The sequence below is a fragment of the Rhizobium sp. P1_E1 genome (assembly GCF_056406015.1).
In genome coordinates, this window is the sequence record NZ_JBFUAY010000037.1 from 36,518 (window position 1) to 48,685 (window position 12,168).

Sequence of the window (12,168 nt, forward strand, 5' to 3'; positions counted from 1 at the left end):
GCATCATGCTTTCCGAAAATCGATTCCGATTTTCGGGCCGATGCGCTAGACAATCAGACCTGTTATGAAAGTGGAGAGGAATTGCGCCCATGAAAATCACGCTCCCGCATGCCGGCCTTCATTTGTCGGCAGCAGCACCGGCTGGGGCCGCCGACCCGGCGCTCGGCGATCTGCCGGTCTGGAAGCTGCAGGATCTTTATCCCTCCGCGACCTCCACCGCCTTCGTCGCCGACATGGAAAAGGCCGGCAAGGCCGCAATCGCCTTTGAAGAAAAGTGGAAGGGCAAACTTACTGAGGCGGCGACGAAGACCGGCGCTGAGGGCATCGGCGCGGCCCTGAAGGAATATGAGGCGCTGGACGACATCATCGGCCGCCTCGGCTCCTTTGCCGGCCTCACCTATTTCTCCGACACCACCAACCCGATAAACGGCAAGCTTTACGGCGACGTACAGGCCAAGATCACCGAATTTTCCGGCCATCTCCTGTTTTTCGCGCTGGAACTGAACCGCATCGACGACGCGGTGATCGACGCCTGCATGGCGAATGATCCCGCCGCCGGGCACTATCGTCCTTGGCTGCTCGACCTCAGGAAGGACAAGCCCTACCAGCTCGACGACAGGCTGGAACAGCTCTTCCTCGAGAAGTCGATGACATCGGCCGCCGCCTTCAACCGCCTCTTCGACGAAACCATGGCGGAACTTCGCTACGACATCGATGGCGAGAAGGTGCCGCTCGAAGTGGCGCTGAACAGGCTGCAGGAAAAGGATCCTGAGGCGCGACGCAAGGCAGCCATGGCGCTCGCCGAAACCTTCAAGGCGAATATCCGCACCTTCACGCTGATCACCAACACGCTTGCCAAGGACAAGGAGATCGCCGACCGCTGGCGCGGCTTCGAGGACATCGCCGACAGCCGCCACTTGGCAAACCGAGTCGAGCGCGAGGTCGTCGATGCGCTGGCCGCGGCCGTCCGCGAAGCCTATCCCCGCCTTTCGCATCGCTATTACAAGATGAAGGCGAAATGGCTCGGCATGGAGCAGATGAATTTCTGGGACCGCAACGCGCCCCTTCCGGAAACCTCCAGCGCCATCATCTCCTGGCCGGAGGCGAAGGACACGGTGCTGTCGGCCTACGGCAATTTCGCCCCGGAGATGGCTGATATCGCCAGGCGCTTCTTCGACGAACAGTGGATCGACGCCCCGGTCCGTCCCGGCAAGGCGCCCGGTGCCTTCGCCCATCCGACGGTTCCCTCGGCCCATCCTTATGTGCTCGTCAATTACATGGGCAAGCCGCGCGACGTGATGACGCTCGCCCACGAACTCGGGCACGGCGTGCATCAGGTTCTCGCCGGTGCGCAGGGGGCGCTGATGTGCCAGACGCCGCTGACGCTTGCCGAAACCGCCTCCGTCTTCGGCGAGATGCTGACCTTCCGCGCGCTTCTGCAAAAGACCACCGACACGCGCGAGCGCAAGGCGATGCTTGCCCAGAAGGTCGAGGACATGATCAACACGGTCGTGCGCCAGATCGCCTTCTACGAATTCGAGCGCAAGCTCCACACCGCCCGCAAATCAGGTGAACTCACAGCTGACGACATCGGTGAACTCTGGCTCTCTGTTCAATCGGAAAGCCTTGGGCCGGCGATCAGCATTTCCGAGGGATATGAGACCTATTGGGCCTATATCCCCCACTTCATCCACTCGCCCTTCTACGTCTACGCCTATGCCTTCGGCGATTGCCTGGTGAATTCGCTCTATGCCGTCTACCAGAAGGCCGAGAAGGGCTTCCAGGAGAAGTATTTCGAACTGCTGAGGGCCGGCGGCACCAAACATCACTCGGAACTGCTGAAGCCTTTCGGCCTCGACGCCACCGATCCGTCGTTCTGGAGCCAGGGCCTGTCGATGATCGAAGGGCTGATCGACGAGTTGGAAGCGTTGGACCGAGCGGCCTGATCAGCCCTGTCCCCACGCCAAACCTCTTCCCGCAAGCGGGGAGAGGCGCCGGCTGGCGGACCAGGGAGATCGCACTCCAAGAAAAGACGCCGATGGCCGAAACCCAACCCTATATTCTGTTCCGCGACGACGCGACCGGACAGGTGATGCTTTTCGCCGAGCCGGCAGAGATCATCCTTGCCAGGACGCGCGCCGAGTTCTTTGCAGGCCTTATCAGGATGGAGCAGGCCAAGACCGCAGGCAAATGGCTTGCCGGCTACATGGCCTACGAGGCCGGATACCTCTTCGAAGAAAAACTCGCTCCCTTCGTCGGGGAGCATCGCGAAACTCCGCTGCTCTGTTTCGGTGTGTTCGACGCTCCACAGCCGGATACACATCCGCTTGCCCAACCAAAACAGCGCCGCGAAAACGAGGAATTCCTCACCGCTCCGAAAGCCTCCTGGGATTTCCCTGTATATAAGGAGCGCTTCGACCGCCTTCACAAGCACCTGCGGCTCGGCGACGCCTATCAGGCGAACCTCACCATGCCGGTCGAGGCCCGCTGGAACGGTGATCCCCGTGCCGCCTTCTGGTCGCTGATCGAACGCCAGCCGGTCAAATACGGCGCGCTGGTCGATCTCGGCGGTCCGGTCATCCTTTCGCGGTCGCCCGAGCTTTTTTTCCGCACCGATGAAGAGGGCTGGATCGAGACCCATCCGATGAAGGGCACGGCGAAACGCGGCGCGACCGCCGCCGAGGATGCCGAAATCATCGAGGCCATGCGCCGCGATATCAAGACGCAAGCGGAAAACCGCATGATCGTCGATCTCCTGCGCAACGATATCTCCCGCATCACCGAGGTCGGCACGCTTGACGTCCCGAAGCTCTTCGACATCGAGACCTATCCGACCGTCCACCAGATGGTGAGCCATGTGCAGGCAAGGCTCCGCCCCGATCTTTCGATCCATGACATCTTCTCCGCGCTCTTCCCCTGCGGTTCGATCACCGGCGCGCCGAAGATGCGGGCAATGGAAATTCTCCATGCGCTCGAGGATGTCCCACGCGACGCCTATTGCGGCGCGATCGGCATGATCTCGCCCACCGGCGCCATGCGTTTTTCCGTCGCCATCCGCACCATCACGCTTTTTGAGGGCGGCAGGGCCGTCTTCAATGTCGGCGGCGGCATCGTCTTCGATTCCACCGCCGAGGCCGAATATGAGGAATGCCTGCTCAAGGCCCGCTTCGCCGTCGGCGACCAATGGATTGCGCGATGATCGATTTTTCGCTGATCGAGACGCTGCGCTGGCAGCCCGGCGAGGGCTTCATTCGGCTGCGGCTGCATCTCGCCCGGCTGTCCCGCTCCGCCCGTCGCCTTGGCTTCCCGCAGCCGATCGAGGCAGCGGCCAAGCTCGACGAAGCCGTTGCGGGTGCTGCCGGTCCGCTGCGCATCCGCCTGACCTTCGATGCGCAAGGCCGGATCGAGGTGACGAGCGCCGCCTTCGTCCCGCTGGCGCCCGATACGACCTGGATCGCCCGCCTCGCCGAAACCCGTCTGAATTCCGCCGACAGGCTGCTGCGCGTCAAGACCACGCGCCGCGCCGTCTACGAGGCCGCGCGGGCCGAATATCGGCCTGATGAGGCCGATGAGGTCATCCTTTTGAACGAGCGCGGCGAAGTCTGCGAGGGTACCATCACCTCGATCTTCCTGGACGACGGAACCGGCATCCTGCGCACCCCGCCCATCTCCTGCGGCCTGCTCGCCGGTGTGCTGCGCAGCGAGCTCATCTGCCGGCGCCAGGCCCGTGTCGGCCGCCTCGCGCTTGCCGATCTCGATGCCACGCTTTATATCGGCAACTCGCTGCGCGGCCTGATCCGCGCAAACCTCGTCAGGAGCTGACCATGTTCATTCTCTCGCTCACCTATGTAAAACCCAACGATGAAGCCGACAGGCACATGGCGCCGCACATGGCCTGGGTGAAGGAGGGTTATGCCAAAGGCTGGTTTCTCGCCTCCGGCCGCAAGGTGCCGCGCACCGGCGGTGTCATCCTCGCAATCGGCGATCGCGCCGCGGTCGAGGCCTATGTCGCCACCGATCCCTTCACCATCCACGGCGTCGCCGAATACGAAATCACCGAGCTAGCCGTGACGACGGCGGTCGAAGGACTGGAAATCCTGAAGCGCTGAATTTGCAGGAGCCGATCGTGGATGATCTCGCCGCCCATCTGAAAGAACTCGAGGAAAAACTCTTCGACCCATCGGTTCGCGCTTCGCGGGAGATGCTGACTGCGTTGCTCTCTCGCGATTTCCGGGAAATCGGCAGTTCCGGACGGCTCTATACCTTCGATATGATCGTGCCCGCTCTTCTGGCCGAGCATCGGACGGGAACGTCACGCGGCGAGCATTTCGAAACTCAAAGACTTGCCGAGCATATCGCGCTCGTCACCTATCGCGCCATTTACACGGACGTCGACGAAAGCGAAAGGCAAACGCTGCGCAGTTCCATCTGGCGGCTGGAAGAGGATGGGCACTGGCGCATGCTCTTCCACCAGGGCACCGTCATCGGTTAAGCCAAGCCATGCTGGCTGCCGATCCCAGGACGGCTTCGCCGGCCTCTACCGCCACTCGATATTTGGCCTTTCCCCCTCAATGCTCTTTATTGTGACGTCGTTTTATGGTTAGAGCCGGTCACCTCGCACTCTCTGCGGCAATTTCAAAACAATTCTCGGGCTGAACGCCTTCGTCCCCTTCCACAGGAGAAAAGAATGACGGAACAGAATTATCCGGTATATGCCGAAATTACCGGTCCGATCGTGATGATCGGCTTTGGCTCCATCGGCCGCGGCACATTGCCCCTGATCGAGCGCCATTTCAAATTCGAGAAGAGCCGGATGGTCGTCATTGACCCGCGCGAAGAGCCCTCCGACATGGAGATCCTGCGCAAACACGGCGTTCGCCATATCAAGGAATATGTCACCAAGGACAACTATAAGGAACTGCTGAAGCCGCTGCTGACGGAAGGCGAAGGCCAGGGCTTCTGCGTCAACCTTTCGGTCGACACCTCCTCGCTCGACATCATCAAGCTCTGCCGCAAACTCGACGTTCCCTATATCGACACCGTCGTCGAACCCTGGCTCGGCTTCTATTTCGACAAGGGCATGAGCAATGCCGACCGCACCAACTATGCGCTGCGCGAGACCATGCGCAAGGAAAAGGCGAAGAACCCGGGCGGCGCCACCGCCGTCTCCACCTGCGGCGCCAATCCGGGCATGGTCTCCTGGTTCGTCAAGCAGGCGCTCGTCAACCTCGCCAACGACACCGGCCTCAAATTCGAGGAACCGGATCAGCACGATCGCGAAGGCTGGGCAAAGCTGATGAAGAAGCTCGGCGTCAAGGGCGTCCACATCGCCGAGCGCGACACCCAGCGCACCAAGCATCCGAAGCCGCTCAATGTCTTCTGGAACACCTGGTCCGTCGAAGGCTTCATCTCTGAAGGCCTGCAGCCTGCCGAACTCGGCTGGGGCACGCATGAAGAATGGATGCCGAAGAACGCCAAGAAGCACAAGAAAGGCAACAAGGCGGCGATCTACCTGGAACAGCCGGGCGCCAACACCCGCGTGCGGACCTGGTGCCCGACGCCCGGCCCGCAATACGGCTTCCTCGTCACCCACAATGAGTCGATCTCGATCGCCGACTTTTTCACGGTCCGCGACAAGGACGGCGAAGTGACCTTCCGCCCGACCTGCCACTATGCCTACCATCCGGCCAACGACGCCGTGCTCTCGCTGCATGAGATGTTCGGCAATGGCGGCACGCCGCAGCCGGTCCACCACGTTCTTGATGAGGACGAGCTGGAGGACGGCATCGACGAACTCGGCGTCCTGCTCTACGGCCATGAGAAGAACGCCTACTGGTATGGCTCGCGCCTGTCGCTGGAAGAAACCCGCCGCATCGCGCCCTACCAGAACGCCACCGGCCTGCAGGTCACATCAGCCGTCCTCGCCGGCATGGTCTGGGCGCTGGAAAACCCGAATGCCGGCATCGTCGAAGCCGATGAGATCGATTACAAGCGCTGCCTCGAAGTGCAGATGCCCTATCTCGGCCCGGTCGAGGGCCACTACACCGACTGGACCCCGCTCGACGGCCGTCCGGGCCTCTTCCCCGAGGATATCGACACCAAGGATCCGTGGCAGTTCAGGAACATTCTCGTTCGCTGAGATCGCCTGTACGGCTTTGACAATGCCCGCCGCAAGGCGGGCATTTTTGTAACGCCGGCTGTCTAAATGCCGCCCGGTGCCCTTCCAAGGCTTGCCTTCATGCCGGGCGCGCGCCATGTTTTGCCCGAACTTGGCGGGAGTCCGCCGCGCCGATTCGCCGGGAGAAGCCTTATGAAAATCAGAACTGGTCTCGTTCTTGTCGGTGCAGCGGCCGCTCTTGCCGCCTGCGTTTCATCAGAGCCGCGCCGTCTGCCGGTTGCAACCGCGCCCGCCGCTACCGGCGTCGAAGGCAACTGGAGCGATCCGAACGGCATCGTTTCCACCTTCCAGGGCGGTACTTTCACCACCCGCACGACCGACAGCAACCAGCTTCTTGCCTCGGGTACCTATATCAATACCTCACCGACCCTGGTGGAGATCAACATGACTTCGCTGGTGCGCAAGACCCAGTCCAAGGTCAATTGCGCCCTCGTCAACCCGAGCCAGCTCAATTGCACCTCCGATTCCGGCGCACAGTTCACGCTTTCCCGCCGCGGCTGAAAGATGAGACGATAGGCTAGAGCCTTTCCGGGTTAGATTGAAGCATTCTGTTGGCTCAAACGGAGTCGGATGGTCGACCGGCCGGCGCGCGTCGTAGCCCGGCTCTACGGCCAAGCCGGCCGGTCGATCAGCCGGCCCGTTTCAGCCAACCCGAAGGGCCGGGCATCTTTCCGCCAGGATCAAAGGCGATCGGCTCGGACGTACCAAGGGGTATGCCCTTCGCCAATCGCCTTTGCCCTGACGAAAACCTGCTCCGGCAGAATGCTTCAATCTAACCCGGAAAGGCTCTAAGCACACCATGCGGGCCTTCGCCTCTTACCTCATCCTGCTGCTCGCATTGCCGCTTGCGGCACTTGCGGTCGTCTTGCCGGCCAACGTCTATCGTGCCCAGGGCATCGCCGCTCCCGATTGCGACGGGCCGCTGCAGGTGTTGATCTTCGCCGTGCCTGCCGTCCTGATCTACGGCGCAGGTGCGCTCCTTGCCTATCGGGCCGGCCGGCGCTTTGATCGCCTTGTTTCCCTTCTCTGCCTGGTCATAGCACTCGCTGCAGTTCCGAATATTGCAGAGGCCGTGCACGAACTCTATCGAAACGCCGCCGACGGCGAATGCCGGGGATAAGCAACCCGGCTTTTTTGCCCTGCCCCCTTGGAAAGCGCCCAGCCTGGCCCAGCTTTCTCTTGCGGTCGTGCATCGTCTGATGGAACATCCGCAGGCCGGGAAACCGCCCCGGCGCACGATGAAAGGGATCGGCGAGGATCAAGGGGGATCCTTCGCCTCAATCAGGAGAACAGGGATGACGAAGTCTTTCAGCTTCGGTCTTTTGACCGCGTCCATGCTGGCGCTGAGCGCGGGCGCCGCCTTTGCGGATTACGAACTCAATATTCTTCATATCAACGATTTCCATTCACGCATCGAATCGATCAACAAGTTCGACTCCACCTGCTCGGCAGAGGAGGAAGGCAAGAAGGAATGCTTCGGCGGCGCCGCCCGCCTGAAGACCGCGATCGACCAGCGTCGTCAGGCGCTATCGGGCAAGAATGTCCTCCTCCTCAATGCCGGCGACAATTTCCAGGGCTCGCTCTTCTACACGACCTACAAGGGAGCGGCCGAAGCCGAATTCCTGAACCTGATGAAGTTCGACGCCATGACCGTCGGCAATCATGAATTCGACGACAGCGAGGACGGGCTTGCGACCTTCCTCGACAAGGTGCAGTTCCCCGTCGTGACGGCGAATGTCAAGGCGACAGCCGCCTCCAAGCTCGGCGACCGTATCAAGCCCTCGCTGGTGCTCGATGTTGGCGGCCAGAAGATCGGCATCGTCGGCGCCGTCACCAATGATACGGCAGAGCTTTCCTCCCCCGGTCCGAACGTGACGATCGCCGATGACGTCCAGGCCATTACTTCAGCCGTTCAGGATCTGAAGGGCCAGGGCGTTAACAAGATCATCGCGCTGACCCATGTCGGTTATCCCCGCGATCTCGCCCTGATCGCCAAGATCCCGGATGTCGATGTCGTCGTCGGCGGCCATTCCCACAGCCTGCTCTCCAACACCGACCCCAAGGCCGAAGGCCCCTATCCGACGATGGTCGACAATCCCGGCGGCTATAAAGTGCCGGTCGTCCAGGCCGCCTCCTACAGCAAGTATCTCGGCGACCTCGTCGTCAATTTCGACGATAGCGGCGTCGTCAAGGATGCCAAGGGCGATCCGATCCTGATCGATTCCACCTTTACGCCCGATCCGGCCGTCATCACCCGCATTGCCGAACTGGCAAAGCCGATCGAGGAATTGCGCAAGAAGGTGATCGGCTCTTCCGAAAGCCCGATCGAAGGCGACCGCAAGGTCTGCCGCGTCAAGGAATGCTCGATGGGCAATCTGGTGGCCGACGCCATGCTCGATCGCACCAAGAATCAGGGCGTCACGATCGCCGTTCAGAACGGCGGCGGCCTGCGTGCTTCAATCGATGGCGGCGAGGTCACCCAGGGCGAGGTCATCACCGTCCTGCCATTCCAGAACACGCTCGCCACGTTTGAGCTGACCGGCGCAAACGTCGTCAAGGCGCTCGAAAACGGCGTCAGCCAGATCGACCAGGGCGCCGGCCGTTTCCCCCAGGTCGCCGGCCTGAAATTCTCCTTCGACCAGTCGAAGCCCGTCGGCAGCCGTGTCAGCGATGTGCAGGTGAAGGACGGCGACAATTTCGCACCGATCGATCCGGCCAAGACCTACAAGGTTGCGACCAACAACTTCATGCGGGCCGGCGGCGACGGCTATTCGATCTTTAAGGAAGGCCAGAACGCTTATGATTTCGGCCCGGATCTTGCCGACGTGACCGCCGAATACGTCGCCGCGCATTCGCCTTACAAGCCATACACGGATGGCCGCGTCACAGAATTGGCGCAGGCAGCGCCCGCTCCTTCCGCTTCCGAGCCTGCGCCTGCCGCACCGGCTGCTCCGGCCCCCTCCACCGAACCCACCCCTGCACCGGCCGCTCCTGCTCCCTCCACAAAGCCGGCTCCCGCACCCACTCCTGCTGCCCCGGCACCAGCAGCACCGGCCCCCGCGCCGGCAGCCTCTGCACCTGCCGCAACGACGCCTTCCACCCATGTCATCGCCGCGGGCGACACCTTCTGGGATCTCGCCGTGACCTTCTATGGCGACGGCACACTGTGGCGGAAGCTCTCGGATGCGAACGGCAAGCCGAACCCGCGGCACCTGACAGTCGGCAAGGAGATCGAGGTCCCTGCCAAGTAAGACGATTTGTCCCGATGTCACTGGCCGGCCCGGGGTTTCCCGGGCCGGTTTTTGTTTCTATAGGGTGAACCACGATCTCCAGGCTGCGTATGAGCCGAAGAGACAGAAAGAGCTTTGGGACCAGAATGACAGCAGATATTTCACTCCGCCCGGCGGACCATCCGGCCGTCAAGTCAGGCAAGGTCGGTGTCCTGCTGGTCAATCTCGGCACGCCTGATGGCACCGACTATACCTCGATGCGCCGCTACCTCAGGGAATTCCTCACCGATCGCCGCGTCATCGAATGGTCGCCCTGGAAGTGGTATCCGATCCTGTTCGGCATCGTCCTCAACACCCGCCCGCAGAAGGTCGGCAAGGCCTATGAGCTGATCTGGAACAAGGAGAAGAACGAAAGTTATCTGCGCACCTACACCCGCAATCAGTCGGAGCTGATGGCCGCGCGCCTGAAGGATCTTGATAACGTCAAGGTCGACTGGGCGATGCGTTACGGCACGCCGTCGATTGCCTCGCGCATCGACGCGCTGAAAGAAGAGGGTTGCGACCGTATCGTGCTCTTCCCGCTCTATCCGCAATATGCGGCGGCGACGACCGCCACCGTCAACGACAAGGCCTTCCAGAAGCTGCTCTCGATGCGCTGGCAGCCGGCGCTACGCACCGTTCCCGCCTATCATGATGACGAGACCTATATCGAGGCGCTCGCCACGTCGGTCGAGAGGCATCTTTCGACCCTCGACTGGAAGCCGGAGATGCTGCTCGCCTCCTTCCACGGCATTCCCATGTCCTATTTCAAACAGGGCGACCCCTACTACTGTCAATGCCAGAAGACCGGCCGGCTGCTGCGCGAGCGGCTCGGGCTGACCAAGGAAAACTTCATGGTCACCTTCCAATCCCGCTTCGGGCCGGAGGAATGGCTACAGCCCTATACCGACAAGACGGTGGAGAAGCTCGCCAAGGACGGCGTCAAGCGCATCGCCGTCATCAATCCCGGCTTCGTTTCCGACTGTCTGGAGACGCTGGAGGAAATCGCCGAGCAGGCGGCCCATTCCTTCCATGAGAACGGCGGCGATAAGTTCGCGCATATTCCCTGCCTCAACGACGGCGAGGACGGCATGAAGGTGCTGGAAAAGGTCGTCCGTCGCGAATTGCAGGGCTGGGTCTGAGAGCCCCACTCAGAAAGCGGCGTCGGACGAGGAGCTAAAGCATGTCGCGCAAAACTGTGCAGCGGTTTTGCGATAACGACATGCGTAGAAACAAAGACTTAAAACGCGAGAGCGAATCTGAAGGGTCGCAACGCGCTTTAGCAACAGCCCAATGACTTAGCCGAAACGAAACCTCCTTTTCACTTGGAGCCCGGGCGGTTGCGCCCTCATTTCTTCCTCGCAAATAACGTGCTAACTCACCACATGAGTTGGGCAGGCGCGCATGCGCCGATAGGAGGAATTTTCATGCTGTTCGGCGGCTTCGACATCGTCGTGATCGTGCTGGTCATCTTCGTTATTCTGGTGCTCTTTGCTGGGATCAAGACCGTGCCGCAGGGCTACCGCTATACGATCGAGCGCTTCGGGCGTTATACCCGCACGCTGGAGCCAGGCCTCAACCTCATCACCCCCTTCATCGAGCGCGTCGGCGCTAAGTTGAACGTGATGGAACAGGTGCTGAACGTGCCGACCCAGGAGGTGATCACCAAGGATAATGCCTCGGTTTCGGCCGATGCCGTCTCCTTCTATCAGGTGCTGAATGCTGCCCAGGCCGCCTATCAGGTCTCCAACCTCGAAAACGCCATCCTCAATCTCACCATGACCAACATCCGCTCGGTCATGGGTTCGATGGATCTCGACGAACTGCTCTCCAACCGTGATGCGATCAACGACCGGCTGCTGCGTGTCGTCGACGAAGCCGTGCATCCCTGGGGCATCAAGGTCACCCGCGTCGAGATCAAGGACATCCAGCCGCCGCGCGACCTCGTTGATGCGATGGCCCGCCAGATGAAGGCCGAGCGCGAGAAGAGGGCGCAGGTGCTGGAGGCCGAAGGCTCGCGCAACGCGCAGATCCTCAGGGCCGAAGGCGCCAAACAATCCGCCATTCTCCAGGCCGAAGGCCAGCGCGAGGCCGCCTTCCGCAACGCCGAAGCCCGCGAACGTCTGGCCGAGGCCGAAGCCAAGGCAACGAAGATGGTCTCCGAGGCGATCGCCGCCGGCRACATCCAGGCGATCAACTATTTCGTCGCGCAGAAATACACCGAAGCGCTGACCTCGATCGGTTCGGCGCCCAATTCCAAGATCGTGATGATGCCGATGGAAGCGTCTTCCATCCTAAGCTCGCTCGGCGGCATTGGCGCCATTGCCCGCGAAGTCTTCGGCGATGCCGGCAGCAGCCCGTCGACGCCACTACCCGTGCCGCCGCGCCCGCGCCCCGCACCGGCACGCTCGACGCCGCCGATCAATCCGTCGACCCCCAATCCTTTCAATCCCGAGCAGGAGCGATAAGCCATGCTGGCGAAGATCGTCACCGAACTCGGTCCATGGAGTTGGTGGGTCGCAGGGCTCGTGCTGCTTGCCGCCGAGATGATTGTTCCCGGCTTCTTCCTGGTCTGGATCGGCCTTGCCGCCTTGATCGTCGGTGCGCTATCGCTGCTCTTCTGGGACAGCGCCTTCTGGGTCTGGGAGTTGCAGGCGATTCTTTTTGCGCTTCTCGCCGTTGCCACGACCTTCGCCGGCCGCCGGCTGACGCTGCGCATTG

Annotated in this window: 12 protein-coding genes; all 12 read left to right on the forward strand. The window is 61.6% G+C overall.

Annotated features, from left to right (window positions below; all coding sequences use genetic code 11):
- Window positions 1-89 precede the first annotated feature (89 nt).
- Complete coding sequence (locus tag AC1D1Z_RS15195) at window positions 90-1,946, forward strand: M3 family oligoendopeptidase (RefSeq protein WP_018445975.1); 1,857 nt, start codon at window positions 90-92, stop codon at window positions 1,944-1,946.
- A 92-nt stretch (window positions 1,947-2,038) separates the two neighbouring features.
- Entirely contained in the window at window positions 2,039-3,199 is a 1,161-nt protein-coding gene (locus AC1D1Z_RS15200; protein WP_130653043.1) for an aminodeoxychorismate synthase component I, read from the forward strand.
- Window positions 3,196-3,822 carry an aminotransferase class IV family protein gene (locus AC1D1Z_RS15205; RefSeq protein ID WP_477851050.1) on the forward strand — a complete coding sequence of 209 codons (627 nt, stop codon included), beginning with the start codon at window positions 3,196-3,198 and terminating at the stop codon, window positions 3,820-3,822. Before AC1D1Z_RS15200 ends, AC1D1Z_RS15205 begins: the two co-directional genes overlap by 4 nt.
- A 2-nt stretch (window positions 3,823-3,824) precedes the next feature.
- Window positions 3,825-4,109 (forward strand): YciI family protein, encoded by a 285-nt coding sequence (locus AC1D1Z_RS15210; RefSeq protein WP_130653044.1) that lies wholly within the window; start codon window positions 3,825-3,827, stop codon window positions 4,107-4,109.
- Between the two features lie 17 nt (window positions 4,110-4,126).
- On the forward strand, window positions 4,127-4,492 hold the full coding sequence (locus tag AC1D1Z_RS15215) for a nuclear transport factor 2 family protein (RefSeq protein ID WP_026188523.1): 366 nt from the start codon (window positions 4,127-4,129) through the stop codon (window positions 4,490-4,492).
- A gap of 195 nt (window positions 4,493-4,687) precedes the next feature.
- Complete coding sequence (locus AC1D1Z_RS15220) at window positions 4,688-6,139, forward strand: homospermidine synthase (RefSeq protein WP_130653045.1); 1,452 nt, start codon at window positions 4,688-4,690, stop codon at window positions 6,137-6,139.
- 171 nt (window positions 6,140-6,310) lie between these two features.
- Window positions 6,311-6,679, forward strand: a complete 369-nt coding sequence (gene omp10, locus AC1D1Z_RS15225; protein ID WP_018243526.1) for an outer membrane lipoprotein Omp10 — start codon at window positions 6,311-6,313, stop codon at window positions 6,677-6,679.
- Between the two features lie 298 nt (window positions 6,680-6,977).
- Window positions 6,978-7,298, forward strand: a complete 321-nt coding sequence (locus tag AC1D1Z_RS15230) for a hypothetical protein (RefSeq protein WP_130653046.1) — start codon at window positions 6,978-6,980, stop codon at window positions 7,296-7,298.
- A 175-nt stretch (window positions 7,299-7,473) separates the two neighbouring features.
- Window positions 7,474-9,429: a bifunctional metallophosphatase/5'-nucleotidase gene (locus AC1D1Z_RS15235; protein ID WP_130653047.1), complete on the forward strand. Its 1,956-nt coding sequence runs from the start codon at window positions 7,474-7,476 to the stop codon at window positions 9,427-9,429.
- Window positions 9,430-9,554: 125 nt separating this feature from the next.
- Window positions 9,555-10,589 (forward strand): ferrochelatase, encoded by a 1,035-nt coding sequence (gene hemH, locus AC1D1Z_RS15240; protein WP_018243529.1) that lies wholly within the window; start codon window positions 9,555-9,557, stop codon window positions 10,587-10,589.
- Window positions 10,590-10,874: 285 nt separating this feature from the next.
- On the forward strand, window positions 10,875-11,915 hold the full coding sequence (locus AC1D1Z_RS15245; protein WP_477851055.1) for an SPFH domain-containing protein: 1,041 nt from the start codon (window positions 10,875-10,877) through the stop codon (window positions 11,913-11,915).
- A 3-nt stretch (window positions 11,916-11,918) separates the two neighbouring features.
- Window positions 11,919-12,168 (forward strand): NfeD family protein (locus tag AC1D1Z_RS15250; protein ID WP_477851057.1); only part of this gene is annotated, 250 nt, incomplete at its 3' end.